At 34.6% G+C, this 24,415-nt stretch carries 22 protein-coding genes and 1 tRNA gene; 11 read left to right on the top strand and 12 right to left on the bottom strand.

Features of this window, described 5'->3' with window-relative positions:
- Positions 1–20 precede the first annotated feature (20 nt).
- Positions 21–155 carry a hypothetical protein gene (locus AC6H33_RS05725; RefSeq protein ID WP_497603922.1) on the top strand — a complete coding sequence of 45 codons (135 nt, stop codon included), beginning with the start codon at positions 21–23 and terminating at the stop codon, positions 153–155.
- Positions 156–223: 68 nt separating this feature from the next.
- Here AC6H33_RS05725 and AC6H33_RS05730 read toward each other — a convergent pair whose 3' ends face one another.
- Positions 224–1,498, bottom strand: coding sequence for a hypothetical protein (locus AC6H33_RS05730; protein ID WP_497603923.1), 1,275 nt, complete (start codon positions 1,496–1,498; stop codon positions 224–226).
- A gap of 222 nt (positions 1,499–1,720) precedes the next feature.
- Between AC6H33_RS05730 and AC6H33_RS05735 the strand changes: the two genes are divergently transcribed.
- From AC6H33_RS05735 to AC6H33_RS05765, 7 genes are read left to right on the top strand one after another with little or no spacing between them, the layout of a single operon-like run.
- Positions 1,721–3,418: an acetolactate synthase large subunit gene (locus AC6H33_RS05735; RefSeq protein WP_497603924.1), complete on the top strand. Its 1,698-nt coding sequence runs from the start codon at positions 1,721–1,723 to the stop codon at positions 3,416–3,418.
- Positions 3,418–3,894 (top strand): acetolactate synthase small subunit, encoded by a 477-nt coding sequence (gene ilvN, locus AC6H33_RS05740; RefSeq protein ID WP_497603925.1) that lies wholly within the window; start codon positions 3,418–3,420, stop codon positions 3,892–3,894. Before AC6H33_RS05735 ends, ilvN begins: the two co-directional genes overlap by 1 nt.
- A gap of 4 nt (positions 3,895–3,898) precedes the next feature.
- A complete protein-coding gene (gene lpxD, locus AC6H33_RS05745) occupies positions 3,899–4,849 on the top strand; it encodes a UDP-3-O-(3-hydroxymyristoyl)glucosamine N-acyltransferase (RefSeq protein ID WP_497603926.1) in 951 nt (316 codons plus the stop codon).
- 9 nt (positions 4,850–4,858) lie between these two features.
- On the top strand, positions 4,859–5,809 hold the full coding sequence (lpxD, locus tag AC6H33_RS05750) for a UDP-3-O-(3-hydroxymyristoyl)glucosamine N-acyltransferase (protein WP_497603927.1): 951 nt from the start codon (positions 4,859–4,861) through the stop codon (positions 5,807–5,809).
- 18 nt (positions 5,810–5,827) lie between these two features.
- Positions 5,828–6,031: a hypothetical protein gene (locus tag AC6H33_RS05755; RefSeq protein WP_497603928.1), complete on the top strand. Its 204-nt coding sequence runs from the start codon at positions 5,828–5,830 to the stop codon at positions 6,029–6,031.
- A gap of 23 nt (positions 6,032–6,054) precedes the next feature.
- Positions 6,055–7,749, top strand: a complete 1,695-nt coding sequence (locus tag AC6H33_RS05760) for a BamA/TamA family outer membrane protein (protein ID WP_497603929.1) — start codon at positions 6,055–6,057, stop codon at positions 7,747–7,749.
- Positions 7,746–10,394 carry a translocation/assembly module TamB domain-containing protein gene (locus AC6H33_RS05765; RefSeq protein WP_497603930.1) on the top strand — a complete coding sequence of 883 codons (2,649 nt, stop codon included), beginning with the start codon at positions 7,746–7,748 and terminating at the stop codon, positions 10,392–10,394. Before AC6H33_RS05760 ends, AC6H33_RS05765 begins: the two co-directional genes overlap by 4 nt.
- On the opposite strand, the gene AC6H33_RS05770 is transcribed toward AC6H33_RS05765, so the two are convergent.
- Genes AC6H33_RS05770 through hisS form a run of 5 tightly spaced genes read right to left on the bottom strand, consistent with a single transcriptional unit; the run spans position 10,391 to position 17,091 of the window.
- Complete coding sequence (locus AC6H33_RS05770) at positions 10,391–11,554, bottom strand: pyridoxal phosphate-dependent aminotransferase (RefSeq protein ID WP_497603931.1); 1,164 nt, start codon at positions 11,552–11,554, stop codon at positions 10,391–10,393. The two genes, AC6H33_RS05765 and AC6H33_RS05770, sit on opposite strands and share 4 nt — an antisense overlap.
- Before the next feature lie 47 nt (positions 11,555–11,601).
- Entirely contained in the window at positions 11,602–12,303 is a 702-nt protein-coding gene (gene cysE / locus AC6H33_RS05775) for a serine O-acetyltransferase (RefSeq protein WP_497603932.1), read from the bottom strand.
- Positions 12,304–12,312: 9 nt separating this feature from the next.
- Positions 12,313–14,142: a biosynthetic arginine decarboxylase gene (gene speA / locus AC6H33_RS05780; protein WP_497603933.1), complete on the bottom strand. Its 1,830-nt coding sequence runs from the start codon at positions 14,140–14,142 to the stop codon at positions 12,313–12,315.
- Between the two features lie 8 nt (positions 14,143–14,150).
- Positions 14,151–15,878, bottom strand: a complete 1,728-nt coding sequence (locus AC6H33_RS05785; protein ID WP_497603934.1) for a glutamate synthase-related protein — start codon at positions 15,876–15,878, stop codon at positions 14,151–14,153.
- A gap of 1 nt (position 15,879) precedes the next feature.
- Positions 15,880–17,091 (bottom strand): histidine--tRNA ligase, encoded by a 1,212-nt coding sequence (gene hisS / locus AC6H33_RS05790; protein ID WP_497603935.1) that lies wholly within the window; start codon positions 17,089–17,091, stop codon positions 15,880–15,882.
- Positions 17,092–17,238: 147 nt separating this feature from the next.
- On the opposite strand from hisS, the gene AC6H33_RS05795 reads away from it, so the two are divergent.
- Both AC6H33_RS05795 and AC6H33_RS05800 read left to right on the top strand, forming a co-directional pair.
- Complete coding sequence (locus tag AC6H33_RS05795; RefSeq protein ID WP_497603936.1) at positions 17,239–17,916, top strand: superoxide dismutase; 678 nt, start codon at positions 17,239–17,241, stop codon at positions 17,914–17,916.
- Between the two features lie 49 nt (positions 17,917–17,965).
- Positions 17,966–18,868 carry a protoglobin domain-containing protein gene (locus AC6H33_RS05800; RefSeq protein ID WP_497603937.1) on the top strand — a complete coding sequence of 301 codons (903 nt, stop codon included), beginning with the start codon at positions 17,966–17,968 and terminating at the stop codon, positions 18,866–18,868.
- Here the strand turns inward: AC6H33_RS05800 and AC6H33_RS05805 are convergent.
- The 6 genes from AC6H33_RS05805 to AC6H33_RS05830 all read right to left on the bottom strand — a co-directional run bounded on the left by AC6H33_RS05805 (position 18,865) and on the right by AC6H33_RS05830 (position 22,099).
- Entirely contained in the window at positions 18,865–19,419 is a 555-nt protein-coding gene (locus AC6H33_RS05805; protein ID WP_497603938.1) for an HPP family protein, read from the bottom strand. The two genes, AC6H33_RS05800 and AC6H33_RS05805, sit on opposite strands and share 4 nt — an antisense overlap.
- A 96-nt stretch (positions 19,420–19,515) precedes the next feature.
- On the bottom strand, positions 19,516–20,091 hold the full coding sequence (gene tmk / locus AC6H33_RS05810; protein ID WP_497603939.1) for a dTMP kinase: 576 nt from the start codon (positions 20,089–20,091) through the stop codon (positions 19,516–19,518).
- Entirely contained in the window at positions 20,076–20,567 is a 492-nt protein-coding gene (gene coaD / locus AC6H33_RS05815; RefSeq protein ID WP_497603940.1) for a pantetheine-phosphate adenylyltransferase, read from the bottom strand. The genes tmk and coaD overlap by 16 nt, the downstream gene beginning before the upstream one ends.
- Positions 20,567–21,094 carry a UbiX family flavin prenyltransferase gene (locus tag AC6H33_RS05820; RefSeq protein WP_497603941.1) on the bottom strand — a complete coding sequence of 176 codons (528 nt, stop codon included), beginning with the start codon at positions 21,092–21,094 and terminating at the stop codon, positions 20,567–20,569. Before AC6H33_RS05820 ends, coaD begins: the two co-directional genes overlap by 1 nt.
- Positions 21,091–21,960, bottom strand: a complete 870-nt coding sequence (flgA, locus tag AC6H33_RS05825) for a flagellar basal body P-ring formation chaperone FlgA (RefSeq protein ID WP_497603942.1) — start codon at positions 21,958–21,960, stop codon at positions 21,091–21,093. Before flgA ends, AC6H33_RS05820 begins: the two co-directional genes overlap by 4 nt.
- Before the next feature lie 55 nt (positions 21,961–22,015).
- Positions 22,016–22,099 (bottom strand) — tRNA-Leu (locus tag AC6H33_RS05830).
- A 149-nt stretch (positions 22,100–22,248) separates the two neighbouring features.
- Between AC6H33_RS05830 and AC6H33_RS05835 the strand changes: the two genes are divergently transcribed.
- Positions 22,249–24,351, top strand: coding sequence for a flagellin N-terminal helical domain-containing protein (locus AC6H33_RS05835; RefSeq protein ID WP_497603943.1), 2,103 nt, complete (start codon positions 22,249–22,251; stop codon positions 24,349–24,351).
- The last annotated feature ends 64 nt before the right edge of the window (positions 24,352–24,415 follow it).

Raw genomic sequence — 24,415 nt, forward strand, 5'->3', positions numbered from 1 at the left:
TTTAAAAAAAGGAAATTTTTATGAAAATAGTTATTTCAACTCTGCTTTTAATGCTTAGCATGGCAGCAACATTAAGCGCAGAGAGTAGTTCAAACAATGATAAAACAGTTATCATGGGCGATGAAGTTCACCCAGATAAAGGTCTTTTATATTAATAAAAATATATATGCTCTAACTCTTTGAGACTTGTAGGAGAGAATTTTAGAGTTTTTGCATACTATATTTAAAACTTAACAGCAGCAATTAAGCGGATAGCATCAACTACTTTGCCTGTTGCTTGTCTGTTGTCTACATCTTGATGAATATACATCCCAGTTAAATCTACATATTGAGCTATTTTTGCAGTTGCAATTAAGTCAAATTCTGTTCCTTTTTCTTGTTTGCCAACTACAGCAGAACCCATCTCTACACTTTGAAGTGAAGCAGTAAGTTTTAATAAGTCAAATTTGTAACTAGCTGCAACTCTCATCGCATCTGTATCACGTCCACCAACTACTGCACCATCTTGAAAAACAGATTGTGTGTATACTTTTGATTTGTCACCAGTTGCAGCATTTGCAATCGGCGCTGTATCTGCTTCACCTGTTGCAGTTGTCGAATAAGATACGTCTGTACTAAAAGCACCAGCGCTATAACCAACTTTTGCTGCTGTAATTGTTGCATTGTCTATACTTGAATTAGTTAAAGCTATTCCTGCATTTTGAAGACCAAAAGTCAATCCTGAAATTTTATACTCAGCATCTGTCCAATAAGCAGTAAAATTAGAATTTACATCGTAATACCACAAGTTAACTGCTAACTTATCTGTTGGTTTAATCATTGCACCAAACGCATAAGCCCCTTTTTTTCCATCGGTCATTTTGTGTGTAGTTGCATTGTAGCTACTTCCAAAACCATAAAATTCACCGTTATGCATTGTAGTACTTGGGAAACTACTAGTAGCAGTTCCATTTCCTGCATGACCACCACCATTGCTTTGATAAACATATCCTGCAACAAGTGTAGTATATGGAATATCATTGTTAATTAAAACAGCAGCATCAAATGTATTGTAAGTTGCATTCCATCTCTCAGTAAATAAAAGTGGAGTATTTAACGCTTGACGACCAACTATTGCAGAAGTATTACCAATCTTGTAATCAAGATTTGCTTCTGTTACCCAAATTTGTGTTCTGTAATAGCCATTGTCACTATCCCATCCAGCACCTGCAGTTGAGATATCTTTTACGAAACTCTTCTCCAAACCAAGACTATCAGCACCAATAGCGCTAACATTTCCTTTTAACCCTTTAAATAAGTCTGCACTTACCCCTAATTCTGCTACAGCTGTACCAACACTAGTGTTTTGTTGAAACATATCATTGTTAGCAGTATCTTCTGTTGCAGTAGTTTGATACCAGTATTTTACTTCCCCTTTTACTTTCACATTTTCTACGGCGTACACTGACGTTGCTAAAAGTAAAGCTAGAAATGGAGCGGTTGTTTTTGATACTATCATTTGTCATCCTTATTTTTTGTGATACCGACAGTATAACAAAACTTTATATTAAAAAGTGCTTAAAATGTCTTTTTGTTAAAAGATATTCTATAATTTGTTATCACAAAGTTATCACAAAATAAAAATAGCCAAACTTTTTAATTTTTTTATATCCCATTTTTAAACTCCGATATAGTTCATTTTTTATATAATTGGCGAATTTTTTAATATAGGAGACTTTTCATGCAGATTAGTGGCGCACAGATAGTCATTGAAGCTTTAATTGCAGAAGGGGTAGACACAGTTTTTGGTTACCCTGGTGGAGCAATTATGAATGTCTACGATGAGATTTATAAACAAGATAACTTTAAACATATATTGACTAGACATGAACAAGCTGCCGTACATGCTGCAGAGGGCTACTCAAAAGCAAGTGGAAAAGTTGGTGTTGCTATGATAACAAGTGGACCAGGATTTACAAACGCTGTAACTGGACTTGCAGACGCATATATGGACTCAATTCCATTAGTTGTTATTAGTGGTCAAGTTCCTATGAGTTTAATCGGGACAGATGCATTTCAAGAGATAGATGCGGTTGGGATAAGTCGTTCATGTACAAAACATAACTATTTAGTTACAGATGCTAAAGATTTGGCACGTGTCTTAAAAGAAGCTTTTTATATAGCTTCAAGTGGTCGTCCAGGTCCTGTTCATGTTGATATTCCAAAAGATGTCACTGCTCAACTAGCAGATTTTGACTACTCGATAGAGCTTGATTTAGAGACTTATAAGCCTCATACAAAGGGAAATCCACGTCAGATTAAAAAAGCGATGGAAGCTATTGCAAAGGCAAGAAGACCTATCTTTTATCTAGGTGGGGGAATTATAAACTCAAACGCAGCCTATGAAGTAAGAGAGCTTGTTAAAAAAACAGGTATCCCAGCGGTTGAGACATTTATGGCAAGAGGTGTTTTAAGTCACGATGACGAATTGCTTATCTCTATGCTTGGAATGCATGGAAGCTATGCGGCAAATATGGCTATGAGTGAAACTGATTTAGTAATCGGACTTGGAGCAAGATTTGATGATAGAGTAACTGGAAAGCTATCGGAGTTCGCAAAAAATGCAGGAGTTATACATGTTGATATAGACCCAGCTAGTATCTCAAAGCTTGTAGTTGCTGATTATCCGATAGTTGGTGATGTAAAGAACGTTGTAAATGAGATGATAGAACTCTCATCTGCAATAAATCCAGCTAAATATGCTTCATGGAGAGAGACTATCAGAAACTTTGATGAGCTTCATCCTCTTACATATCATGAAGATACTGATAGATTGAAGCCTCAGTGGGTTATAGAGAGGGTTGGCGAACTTCTTGGTGATAGTGCAAACATATCAACTGATGTTGGACAGCATCAGATGTGGACGGCGCAGTTTTATCCGTTTACTCGTCCTCGTCAATGGGTAAGTTCTGGTGGACTTGGAACTATGGGCTTTGGTTTCCCAGCTGCTATGGGCGTAAAAGTTGCTTCACCTGAAAAAATTAGTATCAACTTTACGGGGGACGGCTCTATTCTTATGAATTGCCAGGAGCTTATGACAGCAGTTGAAAAGAAGTTGCCAGTTATAAATATAATTTTAAATAACAACTATCTTGGAATGGTTAGACAGTGGCAGACACTTTTTTATGATAAGCGTCACAGTGAAACAGACTTAAGCGTACAGCCAGACTTTGTAAAACTATCAGAAGCATTTGGCGGAATAGGTTATAGAGTAACAACCAAAGAGGAGTTTGATGCAGCACTCAAAGATGCTGTTGAGAAAAATATAGTCGCTTTTATAGATGTTGTTGTTGAGAGATTAGAGAATGTTATGCCAATGGTTCCAGCAGGTGGAAGCTTATTTAATATGATGTTATTAGAGAAAAAGGAGAGTAAATAATGCAAGATGAAAACGCAAGAAGAGTTATCTCTGTTATCGTGGTAAACGAAGCTAGTGTACTATCTCGTATAACTGACCTTTTCTCTGGCCGTGGATACAATATCACATCTTTAACTGTTGCTCCGATTCCTGATAGCAAATACTCAAGACTTACAATTGTAACGTCTGGATCAATTAGAGTGATAGAGCAGATAACAAAACAGTTGCACAAGCTTATACCAGTTCTAAGAGTATATGAGCATGCAGATTTAGTTGAAAAAGAGATGGCTTTGATGAAGTTTCCAATCTCTGAAAATATTACAGAGATAGCAACGCTTTGTGCGGCTTATAATGGCAAAATAGTAAATGTTGGCGACAATGTAATTATCGCAATGGTTGCGGATGAGCCAAAAAGAGTTGATAATTTTTTAAAAATTATCAACAAATACAATCCAAAAGAGATTGTAAGAAGCGGTGCCGTAGCACTAGAGAGATAAATAGATGCTGCTAAGCAATATCGCACAGCATCTAAAACTCCAATTTATTGGCAAAGATTTGGAAGTTGACTCTATGAATGAGTTGGCTCTATCTTTGCCTACTCAACTTACTTTCGCCATAAATAAAAAATACTCTCAAGAGTTAGAAATATCAAAATCAAAAGCTTTTTTAATTATGGATGCACTAATAGAGAACCTTCCAAAAGATTCTTCTTATATTGTCTGTCCAGATGTCTCTATCTCTATGGCGCAGGTAACAAAACTTTTTAACAAGAGACCAGTAGAACCACAACTACCTCCTCCAAGCATAGGAGATAATTCAATCATTGATACAATGGCAAGAGTAGAAAATGGAACATGGATTGGTTCAAATGTAATAATTATGGCTGGAGCTTATATTGGAACTAATTGTGTTGTCGGTGATGACACAATTATATATCCAAACGTTACTATTTACAGAGACAGCGTGATAGGAAAAGAGTGCATTATACATTCAGGAACAGTCATAGGTGCTGATGGTTTTGGCTTCTCTCATACAAAAGAGGGCGAACATATTAAGATATATCAAAATGGAAATGTTATCATAGAAGATTTTGTAGAAATTGGTGCTAATTGCGCTATAGATAGAGCAGTTTTTAACTCGACTATCATAAGACGCGGTACAAAACTTGATAATTTTATACATATTGCGCACAATTGTGATATTGGTGAACACTGTATCTTTGTGGCTCAAACAGGGGTAGGCGGATCCACAAAACTAGGAAGAAACTGTGTTGTGAGTGGGCAGAGTGCCTTTAGCGATCATTTAACTATTGCGCCATTTTCAACATTTAGTGCAAGAAGTGGTGTTACAAAAAGTATAGAAAAAAGCGGTGGAGTCTACAGTGGTTTTCCACTTATGAATCATAGAGAGTGGAAAAGGCTTCAGGTAAGGATAGCAAAGCTAAACGATTAGGAGTAGATAATGGATTTAAAAGATATAGCAAAAATAATAAATAGTGATTTTAGTGGCGAAAACTTTGAGATTACGAAGATGAATACTCTGCGTGATGCAACAAAGAGTGAGATATCTTTTGTAGCAAATGCAAAATATATAAAAGAGATACAAGACTCAAGCGCAGGTGCGATAATAGTAAGTAAAGAGACAAGAGAGTTTGTTCCTAGTGGATGTATTGTTTTAGAGGTTGAAAACCCTTATCTTTCGATGGCAATATTATCTAAGTATTTTGCACCACCTATTGAAGATAAAACGTTGCCAGAGCCAATAATCGGTGAAGGTACAACTATCTCTGATAAAGCAGAGATAGCAAATGGTGCAATTATCGGTAAAAACTCTACAATCATGGCACACGTATATATAGGAGCTAATGTAGTTGTTGGCGATAATACTATAATTTACCCAAGTGTGACAATATATAGAGATTGTAAGGTTGGCAGTAATTGTATCATACATGCAAATACAACAATTGGAAGTGATGGTTTTGGTTTTGCTACAAATAAAAAAGGCGAACATACAAAGATCTATCAAAACGGAAATGCCCAAATAGAAGATAATGTAGAAATTGGCAGTTCAACGACTATAGACAGAGCGGTATTTGGTACAACTCTTATAAAGTATGGTGTAAGAATTGACAATCTTGTTCAAGTTGGGCATAACTGCGTCATAGGTGAACACTCTGTTTTGGTGGCTCAGTCTGGTATTTCAGGCTCTACTACAATGGGGCGAAATGTTGTAATGGGTGGACAGAGTGCAACGGCAGGACATTTAAGCATTGCTCCATTTACTACAATGGCAGCAAGAAGCGGAGTTACTAAAAGTATTAAAGAGAGCGGCTTAACGTTCGCTGGTTTTCCGCTTATGGAGCATAGATTGTGGCTGAAGCTTCAGGGTAAAATAGCTAGACTAATAAAATAAAATTTAAAGGAAAAAAATATGTCAAAAACAATCGCATTAAATGGAACAAAAAAAGGTGTTATCTCGGTAGCTAAGATAGATGAGCCTTATGGAGCTGGAAGCCATAGTGTAGCTAGTATCGGTATTTCATTGGCTGGAAATGCAAATGAGCCTGAGTGGAAAGTTCATATTCCATTGGAGAATTTAGACGAAGTTATAGAGGCTTTAAAAAGCCTAAAATAGTAAATTATTATATTGGAGTAGCTTTGAGAAAAAAGTTTTTTTTATATCTTTTTGTCTCGACTCTCCTTTTTTCAGATAAGCTAGAGCTCAATTTTAATGGAAACGCTCATATAAACTCTAGCCAACTCTACTCTTTGCTTGATTTATATGAACCATCTTTTTATGAATTTTATAAACCGCCCCCATCTATTGACTCCAAAACAATTGATTTTGTCATACAAACACTCAAGGATTATTACAAAACAAGAGGTTTTTTTGACGCCATAATTGACTTTAAAATAGACAAAGAGAGTATTTTTTTGGTTATACAAGAGAATAAACCAATAGTCATAAAAGATATTTCAAATATTTCAGATTTGGAGTTAGGTAGTGTTATCTCCTTTAAAGTTGGTGATATTTTTGATTCAGAGCGCTTTGTACAAAGTAAAAAAGATATAAAGCTCTTTTATGCAAACGCTAACTTTTGCAATCCCTATCTTGAAGCAAAAGCATGGATAGACACTGAGAATAATGCGGCATATATAACTTATGAATCAAGCAAAAATAAAAAGTGTTATTTTAAAAATATCTCTATAAAACCTTCACGAGATATAGATGAAAATAGAGTGCGTTCAGTTTTGTACATACAAGAGGGAATGGAGTTCTCTTTAGGTGCAATTTCTCAAAGCTATGAGGAGTTGTACTCATATGAGGGCATTTCAAAGGCGATAATTGATACAGATATATCAAAAGATGAGTTTGTTGATGTTAGTGTCAGTATAGTTCAAAATGAGAAACCACTACGTTTTGAGTCTGGGGTAGGAGTAAGTAGTGATGAGGGGGCTATGCTCTCTTTAGGGGTATTAGATAGAAATTTTTTAGGAAATTTAAAGACTCTTAGTTTAAAAACACGAGTGACTCAAGTAAAGCAAAATATAAAGTTAAATTTTGATATGCCAATGGCAAATAGAAATTTTACTGGTTTTGAAGTGGGTTTTGAAAATGAGAAATTTTTAGGATTTGAGGAGTCAAAAGTTTATCTAAATGGGTATTTAAAGCAAAGACGAGATAAGCATACCTTTAAAGAGAGCCTTATCTTTGATAACATCAACACATATAAGAGTGAGGACGTAGAACTCTTCCCAATAAACCAACTTTTTGTGCTATCTCCAAAAATAGAGTATGCTTATGATACAAGAGATAAGATCTTAGACCCAAGCAGCGGCTATTTTATAAAAAGTGAGTTAATGGGCTCACTTAAGGGAAGTGTCTCTGATGCAACATACTACAAGTTTAAGGCAACTGGCGGAACGATAAATAGTTTGGAAGAAACCACACTTGCACTTAAGGCAAATTATGGGGTTATAAAGCTCTTTGATGGAGAGCTTCCAACTTCTTATCGCTTCTTTGCTGGAGGTATGCATAGCAATCGTGGGTATGGTTATAGAAAGCTAGGTCCACAAAACAGCATGGGTGACCCTATCGGATTTGACTCTATTTTTGAAGCAACTGCTGAAGTACGGTTTAAGATTTATGGCGATTTTAAGGGAGTGGTTTTTAATGATAATAGTTTTCTCTCGCAAGATAGTACACCAGATTTTAGCAGCGGTTATCATAGTGTTGGTTTTGGATTTCGTTATCTAACTCCAATCGGACCAATTGCAATTGATGTTGGTTTTGATACTAAAAACCCTACCAAAGAGTATGCTATACACTTTCATATCGGGGAGTTATTTTGATAAAAAAAGTTCTCTCCTTTGCTCAAATAACGCTAATTTTTTTAATTTTAACTATCTTTATAGCAATATTTGTCTTTTTTCAAAAAGACATAGTCCCTGCTTTGGCTGGAAAATATCTAAAAGAGTTAAATATAGAGTACAAATCACTAAGGGGGACTCTCTTTAGTGGAGTTGAAGTTTCTGCTTTTAAGTATGAAGATAGCATAAGTGCAGATAAACTAACTATAAAATATAAGTTTTTATCTCTTTTCAATCCAACTCCAAGGATTGATTATATAGCTGCATATGGAGTTAAAATAGAGCTAGATAAACTACTTGAAAAAATGCAAAATAGTGATGATTCAACATTTATCGCTTTTAATATTTCAAGGGCAACTATTGAAAATGGTACGCTAAATTACAAAAAAGAGAAGATTTTATTTGATGTTATTACAGATGAACTAACCTTTAGGGATTATATAGATATAGAAAAAATTTCTTTAAAGGCAAAGAGTAAATATGCAAATATAGAGTTCTTGGGCTCTTTAAGAGAAGAGACTCTGCGTGGTGTTTCATCATTTGTTTTTTCTGATTTTATAGAAAAAAAGTATCTTCATTTTTTAGAGTATAAGCCAAAAAAAATAAAAGCTGAGATTGAGATAGACTCAAAACATATAAATCTCTCAACAACCATAAACGAGGCAAGTGTGAAGTCTGTTTCAGACTTTTTTATAAAAGATATAAAACTTAACCTTATATATTTTATTGATAGTGAAAACATTACCATTAAAACTAGATATAAAGCGCTATATAGAGAGTTTGAGACCTTAATTAAGCAAGATACTGAGATAGATGAAAAACTGGATGTTAACTCTAGGATGGATGGAGAGATAATTACTAAAGATAGCGATATTCCATTTGATACATTTGCCATAGATGCAAAATATAGCTCAGATAGAACCTATGTAAAGTTTAATGCAAAGGATATTGAGGCTGATTTTACAACGCTTGATTTTAAAAAATATACAATTAATGCAGATACAGCCTATGCTAAGTTTGATGCAAATCTCTCTTATGAAAACAGCGAAACATTTGTGGAGTCAAATATATATCCAAAAGAGGAGCATCTACACTACAAAGAGTACGATTTGATGAGATTTTCAAAAATAACTCTTAATGCACATGAAAAAAACAGCAACATCTCAATATTTGCAAAATCAGATATAGCATCTGTCTCAATGTTTGCAAACGAAGAGAAGGCCGATGGTTATATAAATCTTGGTTCTGCTGTTTTTGATTATAGAGTTGATTTGAATAATAAAACAGCCGTTATAGATACAAAGATAAACTCTGTGGATAAATTTTTAAAAGAGCTAAAAATCAGACCAAATGAAGTCTTTTTTGATGCTAAAGTAGAAGCAAAATCTACTATAAACTTCAAAGATTCACTAGAGATAGCCTCTAGTGTAAAGGCTTCATCTTATATTTTAAAACTTGATTCAACAAGAAGTTTTTCTGGCAAAGATAACAGTTTTGAGTTTGTATATAAAGATAAAGAGCTTATTTTAAACAGATACAACTTAAATATACTGGACAAAAGAGTATCTTCTGATAGAGCGTCAAAAATTGGCTTTAGTGATGACTTTGATATAGAGTTTAAAGAGTTTTGGATATATGACAATATCCTTCTTCGAGGAGTTTTAAAGAGTAGTGATATGAGCGGAGATTTCTATTTATTTAGTGATAAATATCACTATAAATCAAAAGATGCAAATGTTACTCTAAAGCTTGATTTACACGCAACTATTGATGCAGATGGACGACAAGATATTAGCGGAGATGTGGAGATAAAAGATGGCGTGATTATGTATAAGCCTAAAAAAGATTATAGTATTAGAGATAAAGACATCATAATAATCCAAGATATGAAAGAGTTAAAAAAGCAAGACGCAAGAGCCATAAACATAAACATAACCTCGTCAAAACCTCTAAGATATGAGCTAGAGGATATTTCACTATTGGTACGTCCATCTTTGGTTTTATATAAAGAGATGGAGTCAAGTATACAACTTTTTGGTGTTTTAAATATCAAAAGCGGAGAGGTAAATCTTGATGATAAAGTATTTGAGTTTGATGAGAGTGAGATATATTTTTATGGAGGAGATGAGATAGATCCATACCTTAATCTAAATCTTCACTACTATACGATTGATTATGTAGATATTGAGGTGTATATCACAAACAAAGCCAGTTCTCCTGTTGTGCTTTTCTCCTCAAAACCTGCAATGAGCCAAAATGACATACTCTCTTATATACTATTTGATGCAAGTGCATCTTCTATTTTTGATGCGTCTCAGGATAAAGCATCAAAAACATCAGTAAATACACTTCTTCTTGGAAGTGGAATTAAGAAAATGGTAAATAGTTCAGGGGCAATAAAAGTAGATACTATAAATATTTTGACAAATAAAGAGGGTACACTTGGCTATGAAGTTGGAGCTAGATTTAACAAAAATATCCGTATAGTCTATAAAAATGATGAAATTTCAAGTTTGATATTGCAGTATTCGTTAAGTAAATCCTTAAGGGTAGATGTTGATGTGAAAGAGACGGGGCAGGGAGTTAGTATAATTTATATAAAAGATTTTAGCATCCGCACGCCTTAGCGCTTGGATACAAACTCTTCTATTCTTTTTATACCTTTACGAATACTCTCTATATCTGTTGCAAAACTAAATCTAGCATATCCTTCGCTTCCAAAACCAACACCTGGAACCAAAGCCACACCTTTTTCTTCTAAAAGCTCTTTACAAAACTTCATAGAGTCATTAGATATTTTTTTGATATTTATAAATAGATAAAATGCACCGTCTGGCTTGTAAACACTAAGTCCATCTATCGCATTTATAAGCTTTACAGCCTCATCTCGGCGCTCTTTAAATGCCAATCTCATCTTCTCAATATCAGCATCAGCGTCACCGTTTAAGCCAACAATCGCAGCTTTTTGAGTAATAGAGTTAATGTTAGAGGTGCTTTGGCTTTGAAGTTTTTTTGTTGCTTGAATTATCTCTGTTTGGTGCGCAGCCATATAGCCAAATCTCCAACCAGTCATAGCCACTGATTTACTAAGACCATTGATAGTGATAGTTCTTTTATACATATCTTCACTAACAGCTGCAGCAGATGTAAACTCTCCATCATAGATTAGTTTCTCATACATCTCATCACTTGCAACTAAAACATCAGTTCCTTCTAAAACTTTACCAAGTGCTGTAAGTTCATCTTTAGAGTAAACTGAACCAGTTGGATTTGAAGGAGAAGTTAAAATTATCATTTTAGTTTTTGGAGTAAGAGCGTTTTTTAATTGCTCTGGTGTGATTTTAAATGAGCTCTCATCATTTGTTTCAATCTCTACAACAGTTCCGCCATGGTATAAAACTAGCTCAGGATAAGTAACCCAATATGGAGCTGGAATGATTACTTCATCACCTTTTTGAATAACTGCTGCAAAAAGATTAAAAAGGGAGTGTTTTGCGCCGTTGTTTGTGATAATTTGATTTGGTGCATAAGTTAGACCATTGTCTCTTTTTAGTTTGTTTGCTATCGCGGCTTTTAGTGCAGGGATTCCCTCAACTGGTGTATATTTTGTAAAACCTTCGTTTATAGCAGCAATAGCTGCGTCTTTAATAACTCTAGGAGTATCAAAATCAGGCTCACCAGCAGAAAAGCTTAGAATGTCTTTTCCAGAAGCTTTTAATTCACCAGCGAGTGTTGAGATTGCAATTGTAATTGATTCGGATAGTGTGTTTACGCGATCACTAAGCATGAAGAACCCTTTATTAAAAATATTGGGCGAATTATACTAAAATAAATTTAATTTTTCATTGCTCTAATGAAGGATTCGTAAATATTTTCTAGCTGTAAATCTTGCTCTAAGAGCTCTTTGTTGTCTTCAACCAAGATATGCTCAAGCACTGCAACACGCTTTAGTAGATATTCAAACATCTCTTTATTTATATCTGGAAGTAAGTTATGCATAAGTGGGTCTTTACATCTCCCTTTTTCTATCACATGCGCAGGAATACCAATAGCGGTTGCATTGTTTGGAACAGGTTTTACCACAACAGAATTTGCACCTATTTTTGCATATTCTCCGATGACTATATTTCCTAGTATCTTTGAACCTGCACCTAAAACAGCACCTTTTTTTACAGTCGGGTGTCTTTTTCCTTGAGTAAGTGAAACACCACCTAGCGTAACGCCTTGATATATTAGAACATCATCTTCTATTATTGCTGTTTGACCTATAACAACGCCAGTTCCATGGTCTATAAAGACTCTTTTTCCAATTATAGCGCCTGGATGAATATCTATATTTGTTAAAATTTGAGTTAAACCCATTATGATTCTTGCTAAACTTTTAAAGTTAGCCATGTACAGCTTATGTGCTACTCTATACCATGCAACAGCCCAGACTCCTGGATAGTTAAATAAAAAATCTAATTTTGAATTTAACGCTGGATCATTTTTATATGCGTTTGAAAAGTCCTCTTTAATTTCAGTAAAAAGTCCCAAAAGTAACTCCTAGTTCGTGGTTCGTAAATAACCGTTTTGTTGTAAAAAAAGTTCTAATTTTGCAAGTGTATCACTTTTTTCTTGTACTGAAGTAAAGCTAGAGTTTGATAAATCATTTTTAAGTTTTTTTGATACTTCTGCTGCATCGTAACCAAGGGAGTCTAATATATCTAAGATACTTTTTGACTCAACTGCATTTTTAATCTCATAGTCATTTTCATCAATAATAATTGTATATTCGCTTGGGTGAGTAAATAGGTTGTGGTTCATTCCAAGAGTCTCTTGATACGCTCCAACGTTAAAGAAGCCTAAGAAATACTCCTCTTCATCAAGATTTACATCATGAAGATATAGCGGTTTGTCTGGGTTAAAGCCAATTTCACCATCACTGTCACATGTTATATCCCAAAGTGATGCTGCTCTAAGAGGAGTAGTATTTAGGTGGTGTAGTGGCATGACTGGAAAATGTTGGTTTAAGCCCCAATAATCAGGCAAACTTTGAAAGATAGAAGCATTTATAAGATAGCGCTCTTGAAGTTTTACTTGAAGCTGAGCTAACTCATCCGTTGGATTTGATGATTTTAAATATAGAGCTCTTTTTATGATGTTGTGAACTAAAATCTCTGCATTTGAACGGTCTTGAAGGTCTATATAGCCTAAATCAAAAAGAGTTAAAACAGACTCCATGTGATCTAGTGCATCGTGAAGATACTCGATACAGTTTGTATTGTTGAGTAGTTTATTTAGTTCAATTAACTCCTCAATTAAAGGTGGGTTACTGCTTTTAAAATTTAGTAGTTTTTCTTGAAAATCTTGGGTAAAAAGCTCTAAAACAGGCGTGATTAAGACCGCGTGAGAAGCGACAATAAATCTACCAGATTCTGTAAATATATCTGGATGAGAAACGTTTTTTGCGTTCATAATCTCTCCAAGCAAGAAGACAACACTGCTTGAAAACTCATCTATTGAGTAGTTGCGAGAGTTTGAGTGAGTATGTTGGTCGTACTCAACCGCAAGACCACCACCAATATTTATACTGTTTAGTTTAGTTGCACCCATTTTTTTTAGTTCAGCATAGATGTTTCCAGCTTCACGAAGAGCTTTTTTAAGAGGTGCAATGTCAGACATTTGAGAACCAATATGAAAATGAATCATATTTAGATAGTCTAAAAGATTTGCTTCTCTAAGAAGTGTGATTGCTTCTATTATCTCTGTTGAAGTCAATCCAAACTTTGCATCCATACCTCCACTCTTAGCCCAGATACCGCTACCTGCGCTATGAAGTCTTACTCTGATGCCGATATTTGGAACTTTTAAATTACACTCATTTGCTACTTCTATGATAGTCTCTAGCTCTCCCAATCCCTCGATTGTTATCGTGATATTGTGTCCACTTTGAGCTGCCATGAACCCAAGTGTTATCATTTCTTTATCTTTAAAGCCGTTTACAGTTATATTTGCACCAATTGGAGTTTTGCTCATAGCAAGAATTAATTCAGCTTTACTTCCAGCTTCAAGACCATAGTTGAACTGTGCTCCTTGTGCTGTTATAGCTTCAATTGCATGAGGAAACTGATTTACTTTTAGAGGAAAAACAGCGTTAAATGAGCCTTGGTAGTTATTTTGTTGTATTGCTTTATCAAAATAGCTATACAGCGTTCTTATTTGACTCTTTATGAGATGTGGGAACCTAAGTAAAATAGGGCCTCTTACATCATCTGAGCGAATATCTTCAACGATTTGAAGAAGTGAAGGCATACATTTGTAGTTTAATCTGATTTGTCCATCTTCTATTATAAAGTTATTATTTGACCAAATGTCAAGTCCAAAGTTATTCATTTTTCATCCTATATGTGTAATTTTTTATGAAAATATTTATCTATATCAAAATATATTTCACCGCTTCTATTTTTAAAAGTAAGATGTGCTTTGCTTAGCTTACTTATATGGCTAATACCCATAACAGCGAGAACTACTTTCATCCCTTTTATCAAGTTAATATGATAGTTTCCTATCTCTTTTCCCTCTTTTACCACAAGATAAGATGCTCTTTTTTTCTCATCTTGAGTTGCCATTCCAACAGGGCATACATGCGAACCAAAACCAGAACACATTCTAGCACGGATGCAGCCTCCACTCATCATAAAACCTCTTGCAATTCCAATTGCATCAGCACCCATGCACATCGTGATAATCACATCATCAGGTGTTAGTATCTTTCCACTTGCAATGATTTTTATATCTTCTCTTAGGTTGTATTTTCTAAGCATTGTATCTAAGATATAAAGGGCGTTATTTGTAGTTAATCCGACTGATTCCATAAGTTCTAGTGGTGCTGTGGCGCTTCCTCCTTCACCGCTATCTATCGTGATAAAGTCTGGAATATTTCCACCCTTTGATTTTTTTAATGCTATCTCTCTTGCCATATCTTCAACGCTATTTGCGTCAGAGATTACTATCTTAAATCCAACTGGCTTTAAAGATAACTTTTGGAGTATTTCAACAAAATCAAGAAGGTGAGATGTCGTATCTGCATAAGGAAATCTATTTGGAGAGAAGACATCTTTACCCTCTGGAACACCTCTGTAGTACGCAATATCAGCTGTAACTTTAGCACCTGCAAGTTTTCCGCCAGTCTGCTTTGCCCCTTGAGCAATTTTTATCTCAGTCATACGACAAAAGGTCATAACCTTTTTATATTTTTCTGCGTCAAAAGCACCGTGCTCATCTCTTACTCCATAAAGACCAGAGCTCATCTGAAATATCATATTTGCTATATCTTTTGGAGGTTCTTTTGGAAAGCTCTCTAGAGGGGCACTCCAGTTTACGCGAAAGAGCACATGCGAAGCTGTATCGTAGATATAAGTATTTTGAGTTTTTTTATTAAGAAGTATAGTTCTGTATAGTTTCAGTGCAAGTGAACGATTAAATACTTTATTTACAACTTTAAATGCTATCTCGGCGATGAATGAACTTTTAATAATCTCTAAATAATCGCAATCTTTTAAATTTGGTTTATGGGTAAAGAGATGATTTGACGTAAGTGAACCCTCTCCTGTGTTTATAGTTAAGTTTGTAGTGGCTCCTGCAATTGAAAAAGCACGAATAGCTTCAGGACTAAGTGCGCCATCACTCATAGCAGAACGAATAATAGGAGTATGGGAGATGAAAGGAAACTCTCTATCTTTACCAAATACAACAGAAGTATCTTTGCTTACTTCATTGTCATTGAGCACATTTGAAGAGTGTTTTATGATAAATCTTGAACCAGAAAATGGTTGTGAAACTGAAAAAGATTTGTAGTTTGGTACATCTTTTGCCGCCTTATAAACCCAATCAACTTTGTCTTTAGATTCATAAAAAGTCTCATCCGCAAAATATTGACGAAGAGGCTCTCTAAGAGCTTCAAAAAAGTATCTAAACCTGCCTATCACTGGATAGTTTATGAGAAGAGCGTGTTTGCGTTGAACGTATTTATCATATATGTATAAAAATATAATACCAGCAATTATAAGTATAATAAAAAACTCAATAAAGTCTATAAAAATACCCCAAACAAAATGAAGCGCATCCAAATTAAAATGCCCCAATTAAGATAGTATTTTCTGTTTTGTCTTCTAAATTTTTTACCCAGATAGTTCCATCTTTAATCTCGTTTGAGCCAATTACTGCGCAATATTTTACATTTGCTTTATCAGCAGCCTTTAGATGGTTCTTAAGATTTTTTGTTTTGTACTCAAGCGTCACAATGTCATCTTTTCTTTTTTTATGTGCGATTTTAACAATCATATCGAGAGCTTCATCGTCCATAGCACCTAGATAATAGCCATCTTTTTTAACCTCTGGCATAACTATAAGCTCCATGAGTCTCTCGATTCCCATAGCAAAACCAACCGCGGGAGTTGGGCGTCCATCTAAAAACTCAACAAGTCTGTCGTATCTTCCGCCACCAGCTATCGCACTTTGGCTTCCTATATTGTCGCTTACAAACTCAAATGCTGTTTTTGAGTAGTAGTCAAGCCCACGAACCAAATTTGTATCTATCTCAAAATCAATACTGTTTTGTGTAAGAATGTTTTTTAGAACAATAAAATCACTCTCACAAGAAGAGCACAAGCTATTTATAAGCTTTGGAGCATCTTTGTAAATATCTTGACACTTCTCATTTTTACAATCAAGAACACGTATAGGATTAGTCGCTACTCTTCTAGTACAATCTTCACAAATCTCATCTTTGAATTTTGTAACAAAATTAACTAAATTCTCTTTATATGGAGGCATACATTCATTACATCCTAGTGAGTTTAACTGAAGTCTGTAGCCAATGCCAAGCTCTTTTAAAATATCACTTGCCATCATAATCATTGAAGCATCTTCATAGACACTTGCCTCGCCAAAACTCTCAACACCAAACTGATGGAACTGTCTTAGACGACCTTTTTGAGGTCTCTCATATCTAAACATAGCTCCATGATAAAAGAAGCGGTGAGTTCCACCAGCACGGTCAAGTTTTTTTTGTACAAATGCACGAACAACTCCAGCAGTTCCCTCTGGACGAAGGCAGACATCGTTATCGCCTTTATCTATAAATTGATACATCTCTTTGCCAACAATATCGCTAGATTCACCAACAGAGCGTTTAAAAAGAGCAGTCTCTTCCAAGAGTGGAGTTTCAATAAAATGAAAGCCATATCTTTGGGCAACTTTTGTAGCAACGCTTATGAAGTAGGTAAACCTCTCATAATCTTCACTCAAAATATCATTCATTCCTCTTAGCGAACTAATCATCTAAACCCTTTATCCGTAACATAATTTTTAAGTTTGAAAGAATACCATTTTTTTATTTTATATAGGGAATTTTATTTTAAATAAATTTTAATAATAGTATCTTACAACTATACAGAAAAGTAAATTCAAAAAAGTGAGGATAAAGCCATGATAGAGCTAACAAAGTTGCCTTTTGCGCAAGATGCATTAGAGCCATTTATTTCAAAAGAGACAATAGAGTATCATTATGGTAAACATCATACTGGTTATGTAAATAAGCTTAATGAGCTTATTAAAGATAGTGAGTTTGATAAAATGTCACTATCTGCCATTATACGTGACTCTGATGGAGCTGTATTTAACAATGCTGCTCAGGTATTTAACCACACGTTTTATTGGAACTCGCTCAGTGCAATAAAGTTGAAGCCTAGTAAAAAACTACAAGAGAAGATAGATAGTGATTTTGGCTCTTTAGAGAAGTTAAGAGAGGAGTTTATAAAAGCTGGAACAACACTTTTTGGTTCAGGCTGGGTGTGGCTGTGCAGAGAGCCAAAAGGTATGCTTGTGCTAAAACATACAAGCAATGCGCACACTCCTCTATCTTCAAATCTTATCCCTATTTTTGTTTGTGATGTATGGGAACATGCTTATTATTTGGACTATAAAAATCTGCGTCAAAAATATTTAGAGGAGTTTTGGGAACATATAAATTGGGACTTTGCATCACAGACCTACGAAAAAACAGATACTCATCTTTTTATAGGGATAGAGCCTTGTAACGACATACATGACCCATTTTGTCAGGTACTAGATGAGCTTCAAAATCAAGATAGAGTGACTAGTTAAAATAGTTTTTTTTGCGTATAATTGCAAAATATGAACAAAAAGGTTTATGATGCAACAACATGATAGTTTAAAAGCAGATTATAAATTTAGTGAAGAAGAGGCGCGTATCTTAGCGACTCTTCAACCAAAAATGAGTGAGATTTCAGAGAGATTTATAAATGAGTTTTATGACTATATCTGGGGCTTTGGCTCAACTGCAAAATTTCTTAAAAATCAAAAAATTATCGATTATCATAGATCAAAAATAAAGGCATGGTTTGTAAATCTTTTTTGTGGAAAATATGATTTGCAATATTTTATGTATCTTTACAAAATAGGTGAGATACATGTAAGAATAGGGCTTCCAACACACTATGTTAATTCAGCTTTTACTTTTGTAAGAACATTTATAATAAAGAGTATACAAGAGAGTGTGGAGGATGAAGAGAGTCGTTTAATAGCAATAAAAGCAGCTGAAAAGATTGTGGATATAAACCTTGATACACTTACTAGCTCATACAGAGAAGAGGAGCTAAGTAAGTTTTTATCACTATCTAAATTTGAAAAAACAATTTTAGGCGGACTCAAAAAATTTAACTCATATATAAACTTCTTTTTAGCGGGTTCACTGGCTCTTGTTGCCTTTTTTGCTATTGGACTTTTTTCTTATGATATTTATCTTCTATTTTTCTCAGATATAGGAATAGAGAAGGGGATTTTAACAGTTCTTGGAAGTTTACTTGTTTTATGGGCGGCGATTGAGCTTATACATGAGGAGATAAACCATCTTCAAGGCAAAGGTTTTGCGATAGGTGCATTTATAATGTTGGCTATGGCAGCGCTAATTAGAAAAATTCTTATCTATTCTCTCTCATCAGAAAAAGGAAATGAGCTCTTAATAATAGGTGCCGTAATTGTATCTTTAGCAGTTGCTTACTGGCTTGTAAACGTTAAAAACAAAGCCCCTCTTTAGTACCAATAAAGAGGATAGTGTCTTTGTGTATTAGTTGACATATTATTTACCACAAGAGCAATAATAAGCATAATAATAACTCCTAATCCAATCGGAGTAAATGGGTATAACCATCCAAGTGATTGAATATGCTCACTACCAATGACATACAAAAGAGCCGTTGCACCTCCAGGAGGGTGCATAGTTAAAGTAAGATGCATTGCTAAAACCGAGAGAGCCACACTAAGAGAGCATAAAAGCTCTATACTTAATACATCACCAAACATTTTCACTAAAAATACTGCTATAAAAGCAGATATAACATGCCCACCGATTAGATTTCTTGGCTGTGAAAAATGCACCTCTGGAGCTCCATATATCAAAACTGCAGATGCTCCAAATGAGCCAAGAAGAAAGAAACTATCTTTTGCTGAGAAAAAATTGCTAAAAATAGACATTACGTATATACCTATAAATGCGCCTACAACAGACCAAACTATTTTACTAAATGGTTTACGAGAAGGACGTATGTCTTTAGATCTCATTCTGTTGAAGTAGTTTCTAAGACGCATCTAATCTCCATTTGCATATAACAATAACGAATAATAGAGATTTTTTTAATTACAATAGTTGATATATATCAACATTGTAAAAGAAAGAAAGATAGTTTAGATATTTATATTTCTTAATATCTCTTGTGTGATAGAATCAATATCTTTAGTTGCATCAACGATGACAAGCTCTATATTTAGGAGCTTTGAGGCCTCTATGATGGCTTCTTGTATACTCAATAGATACTCTTCACCTCTTAGCTCAATTCCATCTAGTTTTTTTTGTGAGAGTCTAAATGACAGCTCTTCTTTTGTTAGTTTAAGTAGAAAAACTTTTTGTGGATATATACCGCCTGTTGCAAATCTATTTAAGTGAACTATAGCAGTTTCGCTTATCTCGCCTTGAACTAAAGCATAAGCAACCCCACTTATTATACTTCTGTCGGAGATAATAAGTTTGCCTAGATTTGGCTCAATTACCTCTTTTATATGTTCCGCTCTATCAGCTAAAAAGAGCAAAAACTCAGCTTTTTTACTCTTTGTTTTTGCACCAAGAACTATCTCTCTAATCTCTTTTCCAGCTTCTGTACCACCTGGCTCTTTAGTTATGATTGCATCACCAAAATACGCTTTTAGCTTCTCTATCTGGGTGCTTTTTCCAGCAGTATCAATTCCTTCTATTGCAATATACATGATTTTTTATTCCCTATAATTTTTTGAACTTCTTTTGGTACTAAATGCTCTGTTTTTGCGTTAAATTTGAGAAGATTTCTAACAATAGAAGAGCTTATAAAAGCGTGTTGAAGTTTTGGCATAAGATATACAGTTTCGATAGTGTCATCCAAAGAGTTATTTAAGTATCCAAGTTGAAGTTCATATTCAAAGTCGCTAACAGCACGAAGACCACGAATCAAAACAGTGGCATCGTGAGTTTTTGCAAGTTCCACAGTCAAGTTATCAAAACCTACAACAGTTACATTTTTTAGACCGATAAGGGCAGCTTCTACCATCTCTATGCGCTCATTTAATGTGTACATAGGCTTTTTATCAGCAGAGAGAGCGATAGCAACTATCACTTCATCAAAAAGATTTAATGCTCGTTCTATTATGTCAAAATGCCCATTTGTTATTGGATCAAAAGTGCCTGGATATAGTGCTATTTTTTTCATTATTCCCATCTTTTGTAGAGGTTGTTTTCAACACCAAGTAAGTCAAACCACTTGCCGATGATAAAATTTTCCATATCATCGAGCGTTTGTTGTTCTGAGTAGTAAGCCATAATTGGAGGGGCAATTATTACTCCTAGTGTTGAGAGTTTGTGCATATTTTCTAACGCTATCGCAGAAAAAGGCATCTCACGAGGAGCTAAAATGAGTTGCTTACGCTCTTTTATTATGACACTTGCACATCGTGTGACTAAATTGTCAGCTATACCACATGCGATTTTAGCAAGAGTATTCATGCTGCACGGCGCTATAATCATAGCATCAACACCAAATGAGCCAGAAGCGATACTTGAAGCTATATTTTCATTTTCATGCATTGTGATATGCAACTCTTTATCTAAAACAACTTCTGCATGTTGTGTCATGATAAAGTGCTTCTCTATCTCTAATGGGAGAAGTTTAAGAATTTTCATACCTAAATTTACTCCACTAGCACCACTTGAGGCTACTACAATTTTTCTATTTTTCACTCTATCTCCGCCGTGTTACTACCTGTAACTCTTACTTTTAAAATTTTCCCATTGCTGCTTTGAACTTTTATTATATCATTTACTTTAGCGTCTTTTAGAGCTTTTGCACTAAAATTTATTACCATGCCATCCTTGAGTAGCGTAACATTAACAATAGCATCTCTCTTGAGTGCATCTGCTATTTCTACATCTCTTATGGTTAATATCATATCTTTTGGAATATGTCGCTTTGCTTGAAGAGATGTTTTATTGATATTTTGAAGCGGTTTGTCTCTAAATTTTTCTAGTCTAACGCTCTTTTTTATGGTGTTTGATGGAGATAGATTTGTATCTTTTTTTAGACTGTTTCTGCTCTTGTAAACTTCAACATCGGCAATTATGTTGTAGTCAAAAAAAAGCTTTTTGTTATCTGCAGTTTTTATACTGATAACGCCATCCCTTGATAAAAAGTCATCATCTCTCATCTGTATAGTATAAACTTCAGGAATTGATGATAAATAGCCTCTTGGAGCTACGTGTATGGATTTTATCTCTACATTTTCATAGTTTTTTTTGTAATACTCTTCTATTTTTTGCTCTATTTTTGATGTATCAACTGGACTTTTTAAGATAAAGTTTATATAGCTACTATTAGCTGTGTAGTTTTTGTAACCATATTTTGAGAGTAATTTTATAAACTCTTTTGATTTTATTTTTTGAGAATATCTGTTTTCTTCTATTTTTAGAATTGAGGCATCATTTTTTACATATGGGATAATTGTTGAGAGTTTTACATCCTTACTATCAACATAGTAGACCTCTTCAAGTGCGTTGTCCGCGTAAATATTTGATAATATTAAAGATAGAAACAGTATTTTGCTAAACATAAAATAGACTCTTTGGTAATTAAGTTTTTTTGTATTTTAGCATATAAAAGAGGAGTGGTACCAGTGGGCGGACTCGAACCGCCACATATTTCTATACCTGATTTTGAATCAGGCGTGTCTACCATTTCACCACACTGGCTTTGAGCGAAATAATAGTGACTTCTAACTTAAAAGATTGTGAAATCAAGTCAAAATATTTTTTATTTAGCCGATATAAGAGAGATGGAACTTATGTTGCTTTATATAAAACAGTTATGAGTGTGGCAGAGTTAAACTGGAGGTTAGAAGATGAGAGTTACTAGCAATATGTATTATAAAAATGTATTTGGTGAGAGCAATTCACGCTTGAGTCAGAGTCTTTTTGATGTAAATAAGCAGATAGCCTCTGGAATCAAAATTCAATACGCTCAAGAAGATATAAGAACTTTTACTGAAACTATGAGACTTGACAATGAAATCACAACATTAGACCAGAGCAAAAACAGTATAACAAATGCTTTAAAATTTTCAAATCAGACAGATTCAGTTTTAAATGAATTTTCATTATCTATGGACAGAATGAAAACTCTTCTCATAAATGCTTCAAACGCTGCAAATAGCGAGACGTCACTTGACGCTATCTCTCAGGAGCTCAGAGGGCTGGAAGATCATCTTAAAAATTTGGCAAATACATCTATAAATGGTCAATATTTATTCTCAGGTTCGGCTATTGATACGAAACCGATTTCTGATGATGGCTCGTATAATGGGAACGCTGCTTTACTTAAGGCTTTTGGTGGTTCAGGTATATCACAACAGTATAACATTAGCGGTCAAGAGCTATTTTTTGGGGAAAAGCAATCAACAAGAAGAGAGATAACAACAAATGTTACTCAATTGAATTTAAGCTCAAAATATCCAGATTTTACAGATGCAGCGGTAGATGGCGCTACAAAATATCTAAAAAGCAGTGATACTATTAGAGATTTGATGGGTGATACAGATAATATTTCTGATGTCGGAGTTAATAAACACTTTTTTTATATAAGTGGAACAAAAAGTAATGGAGAATCTTTTAAAGAGAAACTTCCAATGTCTGACGATGAAAAGATTAGTGATTTGCTCAAAAAAATTGGAGACATGTATGGAAATACACCTGGAATAGATGTTGTCAATGTAAGTATGAATCCAAATGGACAAATAGTTATTGAAGATAAAATGAGAGGTTCTTCTAATATAGAGTTTCATATGGTTGGTGCAACTGATTTTAGTGGTGGTGCTGCTGCAAATGTTACAAATATAGATGATTTAGGGGTAGGTGAGACAAGCTTTGATAGTATTATTTTGGGTGCTTCAACCGCAACTAACCCAAACTTACATGTAAGAGAGTTTGTTAAATCTTCTATGACTTCTGCTGATAATGTTGCTGCTACAAATATTATAGAGGGTACTCTTTATGATAGAGTGGAATTTAGCAAAGATGGTTCAAATTTGTTGTCTAGTAGTTCTCAAATCATAAAAGGAACTAATGCTTTTGCAACAGCATCTACGAAATTATCAGAAGTTGCGGATCTCTCTCAAGGGACTGCTGGGACATTGGATGGAACTTCTTTTGTGCTAGAGGGTATGGATGTAAACGGAAGTCCATATGCTGCCCAGATAGATTTATTAACTGCTGGTTCGACTTTTACAGTTGGTGGTAATACGTATGATATTTTCAATATGGAATCGCCACGAGTAGCTGTAAAAGCTGATGAAATGACATATAAACAACTTAGTGATGTTATAAATATGGTTGTTACTGGAAACTTTCCTGCTACACCTTCTCCTGCGGGTACAGCTACAGAGTATGATGCTGCCATAATAGATGCAGATTTAAGAGGAAGAACATTTTTAAGTGATGACGGAAAACTAGGATTTGAAGAGATAAATGCAAGCAACACAAAAGCAACAATTGCCATTTATGATTCAAATAGCGGTAACTTTAGCGCAGATGCTTCAGCTATGACATTTAACAGTAATAATGCCCTAACAGTGCGTGATCCAAAAACAGATTTTTTTAAAACATTAAATGATGTTATAAGTTCAGTCGAGAATTATAAACTCTACCCAGATAGTAGCTCTGGAGATGTGAGAAGTATGGGAACCGAGAATGCTATCGCGATGATTGATGATTTAAAAGAGCATATTGGCAAATCTCACTCTCAAGTTGGGGCACAATCAAATACGCTTACAAAGTCGTTAGAGAGAGTAGAGATGCTTAAGATGAGCTCCATAGAGCTTAGATCTTCTGTAATTGATACTGATTTGGCAGAAGCATCACTTACTTTAGCCCAATTAAATACTAATTATCAGGCGATGCTCTCAACTGTAAGTAAAATTTCTAAACTAAGCTTGGTTAACTACCTCTAAAAATAGGCTTTATGGAACACTTTTAGCTATAATTCTTTTTTATTTTATGCTTAAAATATTATAG

The organism is Sulfurimonas limnophila, from assembly GCF_059705345.1.

Bases quoted from the DNA above. Each gene is read 5' to 3' on its own strand.
- lpxD (WP_497603927.1), top strand. From the start codon at position 4,859: ATGGATTTAAAAGATATAGCAAAAATAATAAATAGTGATTTTAGTGGC.
- hisS (WP_497603935.1), bottom strand. From the start codon at position 17,091: ATGATTAGTTCGCTAAGAGGAATGAATGATATTTTGAGTGAAGATTAT.
- AC6H33_RS05770 (WP_497603931.1), bottom strand. From the start codon at position 11,554: ATGCTTAGTGATCGCGTAAACACACTATCCGAATCAATTACAATTGCA.
- tmk (WP_497603939.1), bottom strand. From the start codon at position 20,091: ATGTATATTGCAATAGAAGGAATTGATACTGCTGGAAAAAGCACCCAG.
- AC6H33_RS05795 (WP_497603936.1), top strand. From the start codon at position 17,239: ATGATAGAGCTAACAAAGTTGCCTTTTGCGCAAGATGCATTAGAGCCA.
- AC6H33_RS05835 (WP_497603943.1), top strand. From the start codon at position 22,249: ATGAGAGTTACTAGCAATATGTATTATAAAAATGTATTTGGTGAGAGC.
- coaD (WP_497603940.1), bottom strand. From the start codon at position 20,567: ATGAAAAAAATAGCACTATATCCAGGCACTTTTGATCCAATAACAAAT.
- AC6H33_RS05755 (WP_497603928.1), top strand. From the start codon at position 5,828: ATGTCAAAAACAATCGCATTAAATGGAACAAAAAAAGGTGTTATCTCG.
- speA (WP_497603933.1), bottom strand. From the start codon at position 14,142: ATGAATAACTTTGGACTTGACATTTGGTCAAATAATAACTTTATAATA.
- lpxD (WP_497603926.1), top strand. From the start codon at position 3,899: ATGCTGCTAAGCAATATCGCACAGCATCTAAAACTCCAATTTATTGGC.
- flgA (WP_497603942.1), bottom strand. From the start codon at position 21,960: ATGTTTAGCAAAATACTGTTTCTATCTTTAATATTATCAAATATTTAC.
- AC6H33_RS05805 (WP_497603938.1), bottom strand. From the start codon at position 19,419: ATGCGTCTTAGAAACTACTTCAACAGAATGAGATCTAAAGACATACGT.
- AC6H33_RS05730 (WP_497603923.1), bottom strand. From the start codon at position 1,498: ATGATAGTATCAAAAACAACCGCTCCATTTCTAGCTTTACTTTTAGCA.
- AC6H33_RS05725 (WP_497603922.1), top strand. From the start codon at position 21: ATGAAAATAGTTATTTCAACTCTGCTTTTAATGCTTAGCATGGCAGCA.
- ilvN (WP_497603925.1), top strand. From the start codon at position 3,418: ATGCAAGATGAAAACGCAAGAAGAGTTATCTCTGTTATCGTGGTAAAC.
- AC6H33_RS05800 (WP_497603937.1), top strand. From the start codon at position 17,966: ATGCAACAACATGATAGTTTAAAAGCAGATTATAAATTTAGTGAAGAA.
- AC6H33_RS05735 (WP_497603924.1), top strand. From the start codon at position 1,721: ATGCAGATTAGTGGCGCACAGATAGTCATTGAAGCTTTAATTGCAGAA.